Annotated in this window: 17 protein-coding genes; 8 read left to right on the top strand and 9 right to left on the bottom strand. The window is 72.4% G+C overall.

The genetic code is table 11. The features are described from left to right. Positions 1 to 162 precede the first annotated feature (162 nt). The 5 genes from fabG to ACZ4SW_RS12105 all read left to right on the top strand — a co-directional run bounded on the left by fabG (position 163) and on the right by ACZ4SW_RS12105 (position 5,044). Entirely contained in the window at positions 163 to 924 is a 762-nt protein-coding gene (gene fabG, locus ACZ4SW_RS12085; protein ID WP_468241354.1) for a 3-oxoacyl-ACP reductase FabG, read from the top strand. A 19-nt stretch (positions 925 to 943) separates the two neighbouring features. Then, positions 944 to 1,702 (top strand): SDR family oxidoreductase, encoded by a 759-nt coding sequence (locus ACZ4SW_RS12090; RefSeq protein WP_468241357.1) that lies wholly within the window; start codon positions 944 to 946, stop codon positions 1,700 to 1,702. A 161-nt stretch (positions 1,703 to 1,863) separates the two neighbouring features. Beyond that, positions 1,864 to 3,486: an ABC transporter substrate-binding protein gene (locus ACZ4SW_RS12095; RefSeq protein WP_468241359.1), complete on the top strand. Its 1,623-nt coding sequence runs from the start codon at positions 1,864 to 1,866 to the stop codon at positions 3,484 to 3,486. Between the two features lie 90 nt (positions 3,487 to 3,576). Beyond that, on the top strand, positions 3,577 to 4,260 hold the full coding sequence (gene ung / locus ACZ4SW_RS12100) for a uracil-DNA glycosylase (RefSeq protein ID WP_468241361.1): 684 nt from the start codon (positions 3,577 to 3,579) through the stop codon (positions 4,258 to 4,260). 208 nt (positions 4,261 to 4,468) lie between these two features. Continuing rightward, positions 4,469 to 5,044 carry a hypothetical protein gene (locus ACZ4SW_RS12105; RefSeq protein ID WP_468241991.1) on the top strand — a complete coding sequence of 192 codons (576 nt, stop codon included), beginning with the start codon at positions 4,469 to 4,471 and terminating at the stop codon, positions 5,042 to 5,044. Between the two features lie 78 nt (positions 5,045 to 5,122). On the opposite strand, the gene ACZ4SW_RS12110 is transcribed toward ACZ4SW_RS12105, so the two are convergent. From ACZ4SW_RS12110 to ACZ4SW_RS12120, 3 genes are all read right to left on the bottom strand, one after another. Then, positions 5,123 to 5,575 carry a hypothetical protein gene (locus ACZ4SW_RS12110; protein WP_468241364.1) on the bottom strand — a complete coding sequence of 151 codons (453 nt, stop codon included), beginning with the start codon at positions 5,573 to 5,575 and terminating at the stop codon, positions 5,123 to 5,125. 112 nt (positions 5,576 to 5,687) lie between these two features. Beyond that, positions 5,688 to 6,200, bottom strand: a complete 513-nt coding sequence (locus ACZ4SW_RS12115) for a DinB family protein (protein WP_468241366.1) — start codon at positions 6,198 to 6,200, stop codon at positions 5,688 to 5,690. 63 nt (positions 6,201 to 6,263) lie between these two features. Continuing rightward, the gene (locus ACZ4SW_RS12120) at positions 6,264 to 6,854 is read right to left on the bottom strand and encodes a TetR/AcrR family transcriptional regulator (protein WP_468241368.1); all 591 of its coding nucleotides are present in this window, start codon (positions 6,852 to 6,854) and stop codon (positions 6,264 to 6,266) included. A 103-nt stretch (positions 6,855 to 6,957) separates the two neighbouring features. Between ACZ4SW_RS12120 and ACZ4SW_RS12125 the strand changes: the two genes are divergently transcribed. Beyond that, on the top strand, positions 6,958 to 8,166 hold the full coding sequence (locus ACZ4SW_RS12125) for an FAD-dependent monooxygenase (RefSeq protein WP_468241371.1): 1,209 nt from the start codon (positions 6,958 to 6,960) through the stop codon (positions 8,164 to 8,166). Continuing rightward, positions 8,163 to 9,074, top strand: coding sequence for a Gfo/Idh/MocA family protein (locus ACZ4SW_RS12130; protein ID WP_468241372.1), 912 nt, complete (start codon positions 8,163 to 8,165; stop codon positions 9,072 to 9,074). Before ACZ4SW_RS12125 ends, ACZ4SW_RS12130 begins: the two co-directional genes overlap by 4 nt. Here ACZ4SW_RS12130 and lnt read toward each other — a convergent pair. From lnt to ACZ4SW_RS12145, 3 genes are all read right to left on the bottom strand, one after another. Next, positions 8,992 to 10,590, bottom strand: a complete 1,599-nt coding sequence (gene lnt, locus ACZ4SW_RS12135; RefSeq protein ID WP_468241374.1) for an apolipoprotein N-acyltransferase — start codon at positions 10,588 to 10,590, stop codon at positions 8,992 to 8,994. The genes ACZ4SW_RS12130 and lnt overlap by 83 nt on opposite strands. A gap of 106 nt (positions 10,591 to 10,696) precedes the next feature. Next, positions 10,697 to 11,173, bottom strand: coding sequence for a nuclear transport factor 2 family protein (locus ACZ4SW_RS12140; RefSeq protein ID WP_468241376.1), 477 nt, complete (start codon positions 11,171 to 11,173; stop codon positions 10,697 to 10,699). A 94-nt stretch (positions 11,174 to 11,267) separates the two neighbouring features. Further along, a complete protein-coding gene (locus ACZ4SW_RS12145) occupies positions 11,268 to 11,930 on the bottom strand; it encodes a hypothetical protein (protein WP_468241379.1) in 663 nt (220 codons plus the stop codon). 286 nt (positions 11,931 to 12,216) lie between these two features. Between ACZ4SW_RS12145 and ACZ4SW_RS12150 the strand changes: the two genes are divergently transcribed. Further along, a complete protein-coding gene (locus ACZ4SW_RS12150) occupies positions 12,217 to 12,957 on the top strand; it encodes an SDR family oxidoreductase (protein WP_468241381.1) in 741 nt (246 codons plus the stop codon). A gap of 42 nt (positions 12,958 to 12,999) precedes the next feature. On the opposite strand, the gene ACZ4SW_RS12155 is transcribed toward ACZ4SW_RS12150, so the two are convergent. From ACZ4SW_RS12155 to ACZ4SW_RS12165, 3 genes are all read right to left on the bottom strand, one after another. Next, on the bottom strand, positions 13,000 to 13,179 hold the full coding sequence (locus ACZ4SW_RS12155; protein WP_468241383.1) for a hypothetical protein: 180 nt from the start codon (positions 13,177 to 13,179) through the stop codon (positions 13,000 to 13,002). Positions 13,180 to 13,323: 144 nt separating this feature from the next. Next, a complete protein-coding gene (locus tag ACZ4SW_RS12160) occupies positions 13,324 to 13,995 on the bottom strand; it encodes a hypothetical protein (RefSeq protein ID WP_468241385.1) in 672 nt (223 codons plus the stop codon). Between the two features lie 94 nt (positions 13,996 to 14,089). Then, a complete protein-coding gene (locus ACZ4SW_RS12165) occupies positions 14,090 to 15,499 on the bottom strand; it encodes a DUF2079 domain-containing protein (RefSeq protein ID WP_468241388.1) in 1,410 nt (469 codons plus the stop codon). Between the last annotated feature and the right edge of the window lie 273 nt (positions 15,500 to 15,772).

A 15,772-nucleotide genomic window follows, 5' to 3' on the forward strand; every position in this document is an offset into this window, starting at 1 on the left:
CACCGGGTGCCAAGGCTTCTAGCGTCACGTCTGCTGAAGGTACTAAGCGGTCGCTCATCGGCGGACGTACCGTGAGCCGCCAGACGCTTCCGAAGCGGACGTTTCGGAAGCAGACCTTCCCAAAGGTGTTCCAGGCTTTTCCAAGGGCGAGGAGAACCAGCAATGTCCACCACCGATCAGCGTGTCGCCGTGGTCACCGGCGCCGCGCGCGGCATCGGCGCCGCCACCGCCGTACGACTGGCCGCCGAGGGCCGCGCCGTCGCGGTGATCGATCTCGACGAGGCCGCGTGCAAGGACACCGTCGAGAAGATCACCTCCGCCGGTGGCAAGGCCATCGCCGTGGGCTGTGACGTCTCGGACGAGGCCCAGGTCGAGGCGGCCGTCGCGCGGATCGCCGAGGAGCTGGGCGCGCCGACCATCCTCGTCAACAACGCGGGCGTGCTGCGTGACAACCTGCTGTTCAAGATGAGCGTGTCCGACTGGGACACCGTCATGAACGTCCATCTGCGCGGCGCCTTCCTGATGTCCCGGGCCTGCCAGAAGCACATGGTCGACGCGAACTTCGGGCGCATCGTCAACCTCTCGTCGTCGTCCGCGCTCGGCAACCGCGGCCAGGTGAACTACTCCGCCGCCAAGGCCGGTCTGCAGGGCTTCACCAAGACCCTCGCCAAGGAGCTCGGCAAGTTCGGCATCACCGCCAACGCCGTGGCGCCCGGCTTCATCGCCACCGAGATGACCAAGGCCACCGCCGAGCGCGTCGGCATGGGCTTCGAGGACTTCAAGGCTGCGGCCGCCACCCAGATCCCGGTGCACCGCGTCGGTGAGCCGGAGGACATCGCCAACGCGATCGCCTTCTTCACCGGCGACGCCGCCGGATTCGTCTCCGGCCAGGTGCTGTACGTCGCCGGCGGACCGCTCGACTAGGGCCGGGAGACACGCACACATGACTGAGCTGCCCGCACTTTCCGGCAAGGTCGCCCTCATCACGGGCGCCAGCCGCGGCATCGGCTACGGCATCGCCGAGGCGCTCGTCGCCCGCGGCGACCGCGTCTGCATCACCGGACGCACCGAGGAGGCCCTGAAGGAGGCCGCCGAGAAGCTCGGCGCCGACCGCGTCATCGCCGTCGCCGGCAAGGCGCACGACGAGGACCACCAGGCCATCGCCGTGGAACGCACCATGGAGGCCTTCGGACGGGTCGACTTCCTCGTCAACAACGCCGGGACCAACCCGGTGTTCGGCCCCATCGCCGACCTCGACCTGAACGTGGCGCGCAAGGTGTTCGAGACCAACGTCGTCTCGGCGCTCGGCTTCGCCCAGAGGACCTGGCACGCCTGGCAGAAGGACAACGGGGGCGCCATCGTCAACATCGCCTCCGTGGCCGGCCTGAACGCCTCGCCGTTCATAGGGGCGTACGGCATCAGCAAGGCCGCGATGATCAACCTGACCCTGCAGCTCGCGCACGAGTTCGCACCCAAGGTGCGGGTCAACACGATCGCGCCGGCCGTGGTGAAGACCAAGTTCGCCCAGGCCCTGTACGAGGGCCGTGAGGAGGAGGCCGCCGCGTCCTACCCGCTGGGCCGGCTCGGCGTGCCCTCCGACATCGGCGGCGCCGCCGCGTTCCTGACCTCGGACCAGTCCGACTGGATCACCGGCCAGACCCTCGTCCTCGACGGCGGGCACTACCTGAACGCCGCGGTCTGACGCCACGGGCCCGTGACAGGGGCCCGCGACACGGGCGCCCATCGACACAATGGGCGCCCGTTCCGGCGTAACCCGAGACATCCGGACACATGACAACGTCGTCATGAACGCGCTGGTCACAGCCCTCGCCGAATCCGGTCCCGGAAGCGGGGTGCTGCGGTATGGTCTCCCGCCGACCCCGGTACGGCAGATCGAGGAGTGTGCGCGTGTTCAACCGGAACCGTCTGCGTCGGCTGGCGGCGATCACGTCCCTCTCCCTGGTGGCCGGTTGCGGTGCGCTCTCCTCGGAGTCCTCCGACGACAAGGGGCCGATCGTCGTGGGCACCACCAGCGCGCCGAGCACCCTCGATCCCGCCGCGTCCTGGGACAGCTCCTGGGAGCTGTTCCGCAACGTCTACCAGACCCTGCTGAACTACCCCGACGGCTCGGTCCTGCCGGGGCCGGACGCCGCCGAGAGCTGCGGGTTCACCGACCGGACGAACCTCGTCTACCGCTGCCTCCTGCGCAAGGGCCTGACGTTCTCCAACGGGGACAAGCTCGACGCCCGGTCCGTGAAGTACTCGATCGACCGGATCAAGCGGATCAACCTGCGCGGCGGCCCGGCGGGCCTGCTCGGCAGCCTCGAACGGGTCGAGACGAGGGGCGACCGCGAGGTCCTCTTCCACCTCGGCGAACCGGACGCCACCTTCCCGTTCGTCCTCACCACCCCGGCCATGTCGATCGTCGACCCGGCCGACTACCCGGCCACGCGGGTCCGCGAGGACGGCGGGATCACCGGGTCCGGACCGTACACGCTGCAGTCCTACGAGGAGGGCAAGGAGGCCCGGCTCGTCCGCAACGGCCGCTACCAGGGATACGCCGACCGCAAGAACGACGCCGTCACCATCCGCTACTTCCAGGACTCCGCCGGCATGGTGGACGCCCTGAAGAACCACAAGATCGACATCACCTACCGCGGTCTCGCCTCCCCCGACATCGTGGCCCTCCAGCGCCACGAGTCCACGGGCGGGATCCAGCTCGTCGAGAACCCCGGCATCGAGATCAGCTACCTGGTGTTCAACCCGAAGGACCCGTGGGCCGGCAAGCTCGCCGTCCGCAAGGCCGTCGCCCAGGTGGTGGACCGGGCCGCGATCGCCCACAACGTCTACAAGGACACCGTCGAACCGCTCTACTCCATGGTCCCGGCGGGGCTGACCGGGCACACCACGCCCTTCTTCGACGACTACGGGGACCCCAGCACCGCCAAGGCCCGCAAGATCCTCTCCGCTGCGGGCATCACCGGGCGGGTCCCGCTCACGCTGTGGTACACCACCGACCGGTACGGCTCGGAGACGGGCCCCGAGTTCCAGGCGCTCAAGCAGCAGCTCGAGGGCTCCGGCCTGTTCCAGGTCACCCTCAGGAGCCGGTCCTGGAAGACGTACGTGGACGGCTACCAGAAGGGTGAGTACCCGGTGTTCGGCCGGGGGTGGTTCCCCGACTTCCCGGACCCCGACAACTACATCGCGCCCTTCGTCGGCGACCAGAACGCGCTGGGCACGCCCTACCCGTCGCCGGAGATCACCAAGGTGCTGCTGCCCCAGTCGCGGCGCGAGAGCGACCGTGCGCAGGTGGTCAAGGAGTTCGAGCAGGCCCAGCAGATCCTCGTGGACGACGCCCGGCTGCTGCCGCTGTGGCAGGGCAAGCAGTTCCTGGCGGCGAACGAGGACATCTCCGGTGGCGAGCGGGCGCTGGACCCGTCGACGATCATGATGATGTGGGAGCTGTCCCGGAAGACGAGCTGGTAGCGCGGCCCCGCGCGGGGGCCGGAAGCCGGTTGTCAGTGGTCGCCTGTAGGTTCCGTACCTGGAAGTGACCGCACATCGGAGGAAGTTGACGTGACCGACATCGCCATGCTGCCGGAGTCCTGGCGGGGCGTTCTGGGCGACGAACTGCAGCAGCCCTACTTCAAGGAGCTCGTGGAGTTCGTCGAGGACGAGCGTGCCAAGGGTCCCGTTTACCCTCCGCGCGAGGAGGTCTTCGCCGCGCTCGACGCCACGCCGTACGACAGGGTGAAGGTGCTCATCCTCGGCCAGGACCCGTACCACGGCGAGGGCCAGGGCCACGGCCTGTGCTTCTCCGTGCGGCCCGGCGTGAAGATCCCGCCCTCGCTGCGCAACATCTACAAGGAGATGCACGAGGAGCTGGGCACGCCGATCCCGGACAACGGCTATCTGATGCCCTGGGCCGAGCAAGGCGTGCTGCTGCTGAACGCGGTCCTGACGGTGCGCGGCGGCGAGGCGAACTCGCACAAGGGCAGGGGCTGGGAGAAGTTCACGGACGCGGTGATCCGTGCCGTGGCCGGACGGCCGGACCCGGCGGTGTTCGTGCTGTGGGGCAACTACGCGCAGAAGAAGCTGCCACTGATCGACGAGACGCGGCACGCGGTGGTCAAGGGCGCGCACCCCTCGCCGCTGTCGGCGAAGAAGTTCTTCGGCTCCCGCCCCTTCACGCAGATCAACGAGGCGGTCGCCCGGCAGGGGCACGCGCCGATCGACTGGACGATCCCCAACCTGGGCTGACGCCCGGGTCCCGGCCGGGCGGCCGGCGCGTGCGGGGAGGGCGCGGCGGTGGCCCGGCCTGAGGGGCAGCCGGACCCCGGGGCCGGTGGCCTTCGCCGACCGCCCCCCGTCTCACCGGCTTGGCCCAGTGCCCTACGGAGCTGCCTGAGCCTCATTGCCAGCCGTGGCGGTTAGCGTCGTGGTGACGGTGACGAGCGTGGAGGGCGCGGTGGCGAAGCGACAGGAACAGGCGGCGCCCGACGCCGTCATGACCCGTATCGGGCAGGTCGTCATGCTGCACCACGCCGGCGACCGCGAGGAGGCCAGGGACCGCTTCCTCGTGCTGTGGGCGGAGATCGGCGAGGACGGCCACCCCCTGCACCGTTGCACCCTGGCGCACTACATGGCGGACACCCAGGACGACCCGGCCGACGAGCTCGCCTGGGACCTCAGGGCGCTCTCCGCCGCCGCGGAGCTCACCGACGAGCGTCTCGCCGACCACGAGGGCGCGCTCGCGGCGCACGCGCTGTACCCCTCGCTCCAGCTCAACCTGGCCGCCGACTACGTCAAGCTCGGCCGCCGCGACGCCGCCCGCGTCCATCTGCGCCTGGCGCGTGGCGCGGTCGGCACGCTCGGGGACGACGGCTATGGCGACGGCGTCAGAGCGGCGATCGGACGCCTGGAGCGACGGCTCGCTGCGGAGGAGCCCGGGGAGGCGGAGGAACCGATGCCCGGCAGACCCGGACCCGGCACCGCGGACGGCCCGGGAGACCAGCCCCCGGGACCGCCGAGACAACGGCCGTAGGGCTCGGGCCCTGGGGTCCCAGGCCTCACGGTTCCCCGGGGTTCCGGCCGTATCCGGGCGAGGTCCCGGCCCCGGGACTCAACGACCGTATGTGTCCCGGCAGATGGTCGCCTCGGGGCTGTCCGGCTTCCATCCCCCGTACGTGCGGCCGAGCGCGCACACGCCGGTGTTCTTCGGGAACGCGTCGGAGACGGCCGGCGGTACCGCGACCTGAGGGGCCGGGCGGGTCTGCTGCGGACGCGGGGCGGCCGCGGTGCGGTGCGGCGCGGCCGTCGGGGCCGGACGGGCCGTGCCGCCCGGGGTGGCCGGGGGCGGTGACGGACGGGGGGAGGGGCCGACCATCTCCAGCGCCTCTCGTACCGGCGCCTGGACGACGCGTGGGGCGCCGCTGCCGTCGGGGCGCGGCGACGCGGGACGCGAGGGTGCGGGCGGCGGGCCGGGAGTCGGCGGTCGCTGGACGGTCACACAGCCGGCGAGGGCCGAGACGGCCACGGAGACCAGGAGCGTTGCGGTCGTCGTCGTTCGGTGCACCCGCGCAACTCTGCTGCCTTGGCGCCGCTTTGGGGAGCAGACCGGCGCAGGATGCCCCGCACGGGTGATCCGAGGCCCCCTACGGAGGGCGCCGCGCCCGCCGGGGCTGACGTCAGTCGCCGGTGGCACCGTCGATCCGCTCGCGGATCAGGTCGGCGTGACCGTTGTGGCGCGCGTACTCCTCGATCATGTGGGTGTAGATCCAGCGCAGGCTGAAGCGCTCCTCGGTGAACCTGCTCGTGCCCCGCGAGAGGTCGTCCAGGCCGAAGCCGGCCGCGTTGCGCCGGGCGATCCCGACCTCGGCCTGCCAGGTGGCGTACGCCTCCTCCCAGGTGTCGGCGTCGGTCAGGTGGAACTCGCCGTCCCTGTCCTCGTCGCTGAAGTAGATCGGCCCCGGATCGTCGCCCACCAGGACCTTGCGGAACCAGCCCCGCTCCACCTCCGCCATGTGCCGCACGAGCCCCATCAGGGAGAGCTCGGACGGCTCCACCGAAGCGGTCCTGAGCTGGGCGTCGGTCAGGCCCTCGCACTTCCACGCCAGCGTCTGGCGGTGGTAGTCGAGCCAGCCCTCCAGCATGGTGCGTTCGTCGGCGTTCAGGGCGGGTTCACGGCGTTCGGCAGTCATGGCCCCCATCCTCGCCCGGCCCCGGCGTCCCCCACCACCGCATTTCCGGCGGGGCCGGCCAGGTCAGCCGCCGAGCATCCCGTCGAGCAGTTCCCGCAGCCCGGCGCGCACCTCGTCCAGGCCGGGCACCTCCGCGGTGAAGGTCCCGGCCGCGCACGAGAACATCAGCCCGTCCAGCCAGGCCACCAGCGACAGCATGTGCCGGGCCGGGTCGGAGGAGCCCAGAGCCGTCAGAAGGGCGGCGAGCTGGTCGCGGAAGCGGGCACCGGCCGCGTCGAAGTACCGCCGCAACTCGGGCCGCCGGGTGGCCTCCAGGGCCAGTTCGTACCGGGCGACCGTCAGATCCCGGTTGCGGGTCAGGGAACGGTGGGCCGCCAGGGCCAGGCCGTCCACCAGCGCGCCGAGTTCGTCCTCGGGGTCGGGCATCTCCTCGGGAGCCAGGACCCGGGCCTCCCGTTCCGCGAGGCGGCGCACCGCGAGTTCCAGGAGCGCCAGGCGGGTCCGCGCCAGGTTCGAGGTCGACCCCTGGGGCAGCTCCGCCGCCTCGTCGACGGCACGGTGCGTCAGTCCCCGCATCCCGCGCTCGGCGAGCAGGGCGAGCGCCGTGTCGGCGACGAGGTCGGCGCGCGAGGCGCCCGAGGTACGTGCGGACATGAAGGTCAACCTACCCGTCGCACTACTCCTGTAGTACGCTCGACACGCCGTGCACTACAGGCGTAGTGCCCCACTCGGGGGCATGGTGGAACGAGGAGGAGCCATGGCACAGCAGTCGCGGGCGATCGTGATCGGCGGCGGCATCGGTGGCCTCACCGCGGCCGCGGCTCTGCACCTGCGCGGCCTGCGGGTGACCGTGCTGGAGCAGGCCCCCTCCCTCGAGCCGGTCGGCGCGGCCGTCTCCCTCGCCCCGAACGCCCTGCGCGCCCTGGACGTCATCGGCATCGGCGACGCGGTACGCGACCTCGCCGCCTGGCAGGGAGACGGCGGGCTGCGCACCCCCGGCGGGCGCTGGCTCGCCCGGACCAGCGCCGCCGCCGCGGCCGAGCGCTTCGGCGGACCGCTCGTCCTGCTGCCCCGGGCGACCCTCATCGACCTCTTGGCCGCCCTGCTTCCGCCGGGTGCCATCCGCACGGCCGCCGCCGCGAGCCTCGCAGACCCGGGCGACACCGGCCGCCCGGCCCGGGTCACCACCGCCGACGGAGACGCCGGCGGAGACCTGGAGGCAGAGCTGGTCGTGGCCGCCGACGGCATCCACTCCGGCGTACGCCGGGCGCTGTTCCCGCACCACCCGGGGCCCGTGTACTCCGGATTCACCACCTGGCGCGTCCTGATCTCCGTGCCCGGACCCGCGTTCGCCTCCCACGAGACCTGGGGCCGAGGGAGCATCTGGGGCACGCATCCGCTCAAGGACGGCCGGGTCTACGCGTACGCGGCGGCCGTCGTGCCCGCCGGGCAACGCGCCCCCGACGACGAGAAGGCGGAACTCCTGTGGAGGTTCGGCGACTGGCACGAGCCGATCCCCGCCGTCCTCGCCGCCGCCCGCCCCGAGGACATCCTGCGCCACGACGTCCACCACCTCGCCGAGCCGCTGCCCGCCCATCACCGTGGCCGGGTCGCCCTCCTCGGCGACGCCGCGCACGCCATGCCCCCGACGCTCGGCCAGGGCGGCAACCAGGCCATCGAGGACGCGGTCGTGCTCGCCCACCACTGCGACGACCTCGCCGCGTACACGGCGGCCCGACTGCCCCGGACGGCCGCCCTCACCCGCCGGGCCGTCCGGACCGCCCGACTGAACATGATGCGCGGCCGCGCCGGGACCGCCGTACGCGACGCCACGGTCGCCGCGCTGTCGAAGGCGGCACCCGCACTGCTCCTGCGGGGCTTCGACGGCATCGCCGACTGGCGGCCACCGCAACCGCCGTATGCTTCGGACCAGGCACCCGTCGGCAATTCCCAGGAGCGCCCGTGAAGGTCGGCTGCATCGGACTCGGTGACATCGCGCAGAAGGCCTATCTGCCGGTGCTCGCACTGCAGCCTGGGGTCGAGCTGCACCTCCAGACGCGCACCCCCGCCACCCTGCACCGCGTCGCCGACAGCCTGCACCTTCCGCACGAGCGGCGGCACGCCGATCTGGACGCGCTGCTCGCCCAGGACCTCGACGCGGCGTTCGTGCACGCGCCCACCGCCACCCACCCGGAGATCGTCACCCGGCTCCTCCGAGCGGGCATACCCACGTACGTCGACAAGCCGCTCGCCTACCAACTCGCCGACTCCGAACGGCTGGTCCAACTCGCGGAGGAGCGGAACGTCAGCCTCATGGTCGGCTTCAACCGGCGTTACGCACCCGGATACGCGCAGTGCGCCGACCACCCGCGCGATCTCGTCCTGATGCAGAAGAACCGCGTCGGACTGCCCGAGGAGCCGCGCACGATGATCCTCGACGACTTCATCCACGTCGTCGACACGCTGCGGTTCCTGGTGCCCGGGACGGTCGACGACGTCACCGTGCGGGGCCGCGTCGAGGGCGGGCTGCTGCACCACGTGGTGCTCCAGCTCTCCGGCGACGGATTCACCGCGCTCGGCGTGATGAACCGGCTGAGCGGTTCGGCCGAGGAGATCCTGGAGGTCTCCGGGCAGGACTCCAAGCGGCAGGTGCTCAATCTCGCGGAGATCGTCGACCACAAGGGCCAGCCGAGCGTGCGCCGGCGCGGCGACTGGGTGCCGGTGGCCCGGCAGCGCGGTATCGAGCAGGCCGCGCTCGCCTTCCTCGACGCCGTTCGCGCGGGCAAGGTGCTCAGCGCCAGGGACGCACTGGCGACACACGAGCTGTGCGAGCGGGTCGTGACCGCGGTGCGGGAGCGCGCCGTCGCACCCTGAGCGCCCGGAGCCCATCGGCCACGCCCAGCCCGGCGATCGCCAGCAGGGCTCCGTGCACCGGCCAGTCGCCGTAGCGGACGTACGGGGTGATGCCGTGGGCGGTCGGCACCTCGTACACCGCCGTGGTGCTCCGGTCGGTGCCGAGCCAGGAGCCGATGCGCTCGCCGCTCGGGCCGTAGACGGCGGACACGCCCGTGAGCGTGGCGTGCACCATGGGGCGGCCGGTCTCCGCGGCGCGCAGCGCGGCGAGCGAGGCGTGCTGCTCCGGCGCCCAGCTCTGCTGGAACGTCGACGTCGACGACTGGGCCAGCAACACGTCGGCGCCGTCCTCGGCGAGATGGCGGCTCATGTCCGGGAACGCGGACTCGAAGCAGACCATCGGGCCGACCCGCAGCCCGTTCCCCACCTTCATGACGACCTGCTCGGTGCCGCGCCTGCGGTCCTCACCGGCCGCCTTGCCGACCGAGGTGGCCCAGCCGAGCACGGACCGCGCCGGTATGTACTCGCCGAACGGGACGAGCCGCATCTTGTCGTATCGGGCGCCGGTCGGGCCGTCGGGGCCGATGAGCACGGAGCTCTTGTAGATGCCGGGACGGTCGGAGCGGCGGGCGTCGACGTTGACGAGAACGTCGGCCTTCACCTGCCTGGACAGCGCCGCGACCCGGCGGGCCAGGTCGGGCCGCTGCCCGAGGTCGAAGCCGACGCTGCTCTCGCCCCAGACGACCAGGTCCACATGGCGCCCGGCGAGTTCGCGGGTCAGCCGTTCCTCAAGGGCGAACCGTTTCATGCCGCTGTCGGTGCCGCCGACGATCCCGGGCTGCACGACCGCGACGCGCACCCGTCCGTCGACGTCGGGCCGCGGCGACCAGGCCCAGGCCGCCGAGGTCACGGCGGCCGTCGCGACGAGCCCGGCCAGGGCCGGCACACGCGACTCGCGCACGGATATCAGCAGTGCCGCGGCGACGTTGACGGCCACGACCAGGAAGCTCAGCAGCCAGACCCCGCCGACCGAGGCGAGCCGCAGCGCGGGCTCCACCTGCCACTGGCTCGACCCGAGCAGCCCCCACGGGCCGCCGAGCCCCTGCCAGGAGCGGACGAGTTCCGCCGTCAGCCAGCCCGACGGCAGCAGCACGAGGGCGGCGCCGATCCGCCCCGGCGAGGGCACCCCGGCGAGGAACCGCCGCACCAGCACGCCCCAGGGCGCCCACAGCACCCCGAGGAGGGCCGCGATGACGAACGTGAACACGTTGAGGCTCGGTATCAGCCAGTGGTGCACGGCCGTCATGAAGCCGAAGCCGCCGAGCCAGCCGTCGTACGCGGCCCGCTTGGCGGTCGGCGCCGTGCGGATGAGCAGGATCCACGGGACCAGGCAGACGTACGCGAACCACCACCAGGACGGCGCCGGGAAGGCGAGCATCGGCAGCGCACCGGCGACCACGGCCGCGGCACCGCGCCACCACCGGGAGGCGAGCCGGTCGCTGAGCCTTCGGATGCGGTGCGTCCCTCCCCAGATCATGTCTCCAGTGTGCGCGCCCTCGGGGAGGCTCCGACAGGGGGCCCGGTGTGCCGCCCGGGACGGGTACGCCGGGGGCGGTGCCCCGCTACGGCTCAGTGGCGCCCGCTCAGGTGGACCGGCCCGGCGCGCGGCGCCACTTCTCCTGGACGACCACCCCGCGCAGCCGCCACCCGTCGCCCGTCCGCAGGAACGTGAACGCGTACCGTCCGCCGCAGACGAAGTCCGGCTCGGGCGTGCCGCCGTCCCCGTCCCCGCTCGCGAGGCGCATGGGGTTGACGTAGTCGGCCCGCACCCCGGCCGTGTCGCCGATGTCCTGCTCCAGCACGCCGAACCGGATACGCCGGTTGACGATCAGGTGCTGGCGCACCGGAAACAGCCGCATCGTCTCCTCCAGCCACCCGGCGACCTGCACGGCATCGCCCTCGATCCCCCCGGCCGAGCGGTAGTCGGCACGCCCGTCCCCTGTGAACAGGTCCCGGTACGCCTCCCAGTCCCCGTCGTCCACGGCCGCCGCGTACTCGGTGACGAGTTCGTCGACGGCCAGCCGGTCCATCACGGTCGCGAGCTCCACGCGCTGGGTCATCGGCTCAGTGTCGGGGACGGGGGAGGCATGGCCAAGGGGTGTGCGGGGGCGGGTTCCCGCGTGGGCCCGGAGGCGGGTGTCCCCGGGCGCGCCGTCACCACTCGTCGTGGTGGCGGCCGACCACCCGGAAGCTGCCCACGACACCGTCGTCCGGGAACAGACCCCCGAAGCCCCCCAGCCCCCCGTAGCCGCCCAAGCCCTCCAGATCCCCGTGGTCCCCGTAGTCCTCGTGGACAGTGCGGGGCACCACTCCGAAGGTGTCGCCGTGGGGGCCGACGACGGCCACCGGAGCACCGTTGTCGCAGGTGAACCCGCGGAAGACCTCGACGGTCCGGTCGCTGTCGTTGAAGACGCTGAAACTGCTGGAGCCGAGCCCGCTGGCCGCGACGATGCAGCCCTCCTCGGCGGCGGAGTACGTCCGGTCGTTGAACTCGATCCTGCCCTCGTGCGCGCGTTCGCGGCCGTAGCCTTCCCCGCGCTCGTCGCCGTGGTCCTCCCCGCGCTCACGACCTCCGCCGTGGCCCTCGTCCCGCTTCTCGTCCGCCTTGCCCTTCTCGGCGGGAGCCGGCGCGGCGGGGGCGGGGTGCTGCACGGGCGGGGCCGCCCGGTGCACGCGGGCGACGGCCGGCTTGGCAGCCGGCTTGGCGGCCGAGGCGGGCTCAAAGGAGCCGTCGGCCGATGCGTAGGTGATGCCGGCGGTGGCGAGGGCGGCCACGCCTACTACGGCGGCGGCCACGGCGTAGGTACGCGTGCGCATGTCATTTCCTTCGGTCGCAGAGACGCCGGCCGGGCAGCCGAACTGTGACGAACGTATAGAGGCCGCACATAGCTGTCATATCGGATAAGCGCACGGTGTGATCCAGGGGGGCCGGTCGGGTGTAAACGCGCGGCTCGGCGCATGGCGGCGGGCCCTGGGCCTGTCTCCCCGTCAAAGGCGCGGCACCCCGCTGGATCTGACCGTCAGGCAGGCGGCTCACGGGCGGGCAGGTGCGGGCATAGGATGATGATCCACTCCGGTGCGACTCGGCAGGGGGAGACGGCAGATGACACGCCCGGTCACGGTGGTCACCGGCGGCAGCCGCGGAATCGGCGCCGCCACCTGCGTGCGGCTCGCCACGGACGGGCACGACCTGGCGGTCGGCTACGTGCGCGACGCCGAGGCCGCGGAGCGGACCGCGAAGGCCGTACGGGAGGCGGGGGCGCGGTGCGTCACCGTGCGCGTGGACACATCCGACGAGGCCGACGTCGACCGGCTCTTCGCGACGGCCGCCGACGCCCTCGGACCGGTGACGGGGCTGGTGAACAACGCCGGGGTGACCGGACCGCTGGGCCGGCTGGCGGACACGGACACGGACGTTCTGCGCCGGGTGGTGGAGGTCAACGTCCTGGGAACGCTGCTGTGTTCACGACGGGCCGCGCAGGAGATGGCGGCCCGCGGGAGCGGTGTCATCGTCAATGTGTCGTCGGGTGCGGCGACCCTGGGAAGTCCCGGTGAGTACGTCCACTACGCGGCGTCCAAGGCCGCCGTGGACGCCCTGACGGTGGGCCTCGCCAAGGAGCTGGGACCGGACGGCATCCGAGTCAACGCGGTGGCACCCGGGCTGGTCGACACGGAGATCCACGCGGCGATGGGCGATCCGGACCGGCCCCGGCGGATGGCGCCGGCGATCCCCCTGGGCCGAGCCGGCCACGCCGAGGAGATCGCCGCGGCCATCTCCTGGCTGATGTCCCCGGAGTCCTCCTACACGACGGGCGCCGTGCTGAGGGTGGCCGGCGGGCGGTGACGCCTCGGCCGCCGTCGGTCTTTCGCGGGGCGGCGGCTCGCCTCAGGCCGCCTCTATGACCTCGCCGCGTATCGCCGCCGCCCACTCGACGACCAACAGCTCGTACTCCGCGCGCTCCTCGGCCGACAGGGAGCCGCCCGCACGCAGCCAGAGCGCGCGGATCCGCTCGTTCAAGTCCTCGGCAGAGCGCGTGGAACCAGGGCTCATGGATTCGGGGGACATGCGAACAAGCCTAGGGGCAGGGACTGACAGCGCGCTACCGCACGGCTACGCGTGCGGTATGTGGTTGGTCACGCTCCTTTATGTGCTGGGAAGTTGGGCGGTTCTGTGGCCGCGGGGGAGGGGTCCGCGGTCGTGCGCCCGACCTCAGTGGGCGAAGGGCGGCTCGAAGCACCCGCTCTCCGGGTAGGGGCCGTTGGTGCTCACCTGGTAGTTGGTCTTCTGCACGAAAGCCGTGACGCAGGCGTCGTCGTGGACGCGGAGGCCGACCCGCGCCCCTTCGGGTGTGACGTAGCGGCCGTTCTCGTACCGTGAGTCCATCGCCCGGACGGCCAGCGTCCCGTCGAGGCGTTCCCCCGTCGACCCGGCCCGTTCCTCCCGGTACCCGAGCCGCAGCAGTGCCGTGCGCACCGTCGCCGGGTCCCACTTCTTCTCCTGCCACAGCCGCTTGAGCACCGGCTCGATGCGATCGGCCTCCCGCTGTGCGTCCTTCGCGTCGGCGGGGGACATGTCGTGTGGGCGGCGGTAGCCGTTGTTCTCGTTGTAGTGCGGAGCGCCGTCGTGTGCCCCCGGCTCCACGTACGCCGGGGCTCCCCCCGTCGCGGAGACGGCGCTTCGGGGCGTGCTCGTGGCGCCCGGCGCGGAACCCCGCGGCGTGCCCGTGGCGTCGGGGGCGGCACTCCGGGACGCGCTCGGGGCCGCTCCGGCCGTCGAGTTCGTGGCGCGCTGCTGACCGCAGGCGTCGAGCGACAGAGCGGCGGCCAGGAGGAGCGCCGTGACGGCCACGGTGCGGCGCGGGCGGGACATCGAGGTGGACATGGCATGACTCTGCCATGCCGGGCGGCCGTCGGGGGCCTTGGCCCCCGCATGCTCGCGGAGGCTCGCACTGCGAGCCCCCTTGGCGCGACCGGCGTCAGGCGACGCGCTTGAGCAGCCACACCCCGTCCGTGTGGAACACCGTCCGGTAGGTGGCGTGCGGATAGTTGCCGGTCATCGCCGACGGCTCGACCTGCCACTGCCACCACGTGCCCTTCCCCTGGTCCAGCAGCAGCCAGTCGGGGGCGCTCGTGCACCGCACCCAGCACACGTCGTTGCGGGCGCCGAGCGACGCCAACTGGCCCATGGTCGCGGCCACGGACTGCCCCGGCGGAATCAGCCGCGCGGCCTGCGCCGCCACCTCGATGTGGCGGGGCGTGCGATAGGTGCCCGGCTGCCACAACTGGACCAGCGACGACTGGAACACCATGGCGGCGGACACGGCCACCATCAACGCCGGGCCGTGCGTGGCGAGCCACGGCGACACACCGCGCGCCCATGACGGCCGGCTCGCGGCACGCAGCCGCTGGAGCCCGTCGATCGCGGCGACGAACAGGATCGGCATGGCGGTGGCGCTGTAGTGCCAGCCCGTCGCCCAGTAGGCCGAGTTCGACGAGACGAGACGCAGGGCCAGGGCGGGAACGGCGGCGAGCACGAGCGGTGACCGCAGGGCGAGGCCGGCCGTGGGGAGCAGCAGCAGGACCAGGAGGGGGCCCTTGGTCTCCCAGCCGTCCGCGAGCATTCCCGGGTGATGCTGCGGGCCGTCCTTCCAGTAGGGGTAGGCATGGTGGGGGTTCACCGCCGGGATCAGGACGTAGGTCGCCAGCAGGGACCAGGTGACGCCCCAGGCCGCGAGGAGCCCGCCGGCGAGGCGGCGACGGTAGGCGAAGGCGAGGATCAGGCCGATGGCGGCGAGCGTCCACCCCTGGTCCTCTTTCACCCACACCAGGGGAGCGGCCCACCACGCGGCGGCCCGTGGGCGGCGGCGGGCCAGCGCGGACATCGAGCAGGCCAGCAGCGGCACGGCGAAGGCCACCTCGTGGAACTCCACCCAGACCATGTTGGACAGGCCCCAGGACAGGCCGTAGGCCGCGGCCAGGAGCCGGGCCTCGTTGCGCGTGAGCAACTGGTGCGCCGCCCGGTACACCGGCACCACGGACACCGCGGTCAGTACGGCCTGGGCGACGAGCAGCGTCACCGGAGACGGGAACAGGGCGAAGAACGGGGCGAGGCTCGCGAGGATCGGCGAGAAGTGGTCGCCCAGCGCGTTCATGCCTTTGATGGGCACGGTGGGCGGTTGCGCTTTGGCGTAGTGGGCCACGGCCTCTGTGAAGATGCCCAGGTCCCAGGATCCGGGGTTGCCGGTCAGGTACCGGGCCACGGGCAGCGTGGTGTACACGGCGAAGACAACGGCGACGATCGCCCACAGTACTGGATCTCCCAGCCGTATCCGCTGGATGGCCCCGGGACGGGGCCCGGCTGAGGGTCTGCCAGATACGAGCGTCATCGGTACAGCTTCATCATTCGGGCGTGACGGCTCAAGCGGACTCCGTCAATCGATTCACACCAGCCGCTCCCGACTCACTCCCCTGGTGCACCTGTCCAGGCGTTCTCGGCGCCCCACCCCGCGGGCTCGGCCGCGTGCGCCTGCCCGCAGAGGAGCCGGCCGTGGGCCGTCCCGTCGTCGCCGCCGGTGAGCCGGGCCGGCTCCGAGGAATGCAGCCGGCCCGGCAGCGTGGCCGGCACGGTCCCGCCGGCCCCGCTGTGCGGCCGGCACGAT

The organism is Streptomyces sp. NPDC028331, assembly GCF_055565775.1.

Coding starts and splice junctions, on each gene's coding strand:
- fabG (WP_468241354.1), top strand. CDS start 163: ATGTCCACCACCGATCAGCGTGTCGCCGTGGTCACCGGCGCCGCGCGC.
- ACZ4SW_RS12090 (WP_468241357.1), top strand. CDS start 944: ATGACTGAGCTGCCCGCACTTTCCGGCAAGGTCGCCCTCATCACGGGC.
- ACZ4SW_RS12095 (WP_468241359.1), top strand. CDS start 1,864: ATGGTCTCCCGCCGACCCCGGTACGGCAGATCGAGGAGTGTGCGCGTG.
- ACZ4SW_RS12115 (WP_468241366.1), bottom strand. CDS start 6,200: ATGACTGCCGAACGCCGTGAACCCGCCCTGAACGCCGACGAACGCACC.
- ACZ4SW_RS12120 (WP_468241368.1), bottom strand. CDS start 6,854: ATGTCCGCACGTACCTCGGGCGCCTCGCGCGCCGACCTCGTCGCCGAC.
- ACZ4SW_RS12125 (WP_468241371.1), top strand. CDS start 6,958: ATGGCACAGCAGTCGCGGGCGATCGTGATCGGCGGCGGCATCGGTGGC.
- lnt (WP_468241374.1), bottom strand. CDS start 10,590: ATGATCTGGGGAGGGACGCACCGCATCCGAAGGCTCAGCGACCGGCTC.
- ACZ4SW_RS12140 (WP_468241376.1), bottom strand. CDS start 11,173: ATGACCCAGCGCGTGGAGCTCGCGACCGTGATGGACCGGCTGGCCGTC.
- ACZ4SW_RS12145 (WP_468241379.1), bottom strand. CDS start 11,930: ATGCGCACGCGTACCTACGCCGTGGCCGCCGCCGTAGTAGGCGTGGCC.
- ACZ4SW_RS12150 (WP_468241381.1), top strand. CDS start 12,217: ATGACACGCCCGGTCACGGTGGTCACCGGCGGCAGCCGCGGAATCGGC.
- ACZ4SW_RS12155 (WP_468241383.1), bottom strand. CDS start 13,179: ATGTCCCCCGAATCCATGAGCCCTGGTTCCACGCGCTCTGCCGAGGAC.
- ACZ4SW_RS12160 (WP_468241385.1), bottom strand. CDS start 13,995: ATGTCCACCTCGATGTCCCGCCCGCGCCGCACCGTGGCCGTCACGGCG.
- ACZ4SW_RS12165 (WP_468241388.1), bottom strand. CDS start 15,499: ATGACGCTCGTATCTGGCAGACCCTCAGCCGGGCCCCGTCCCGGGGCC.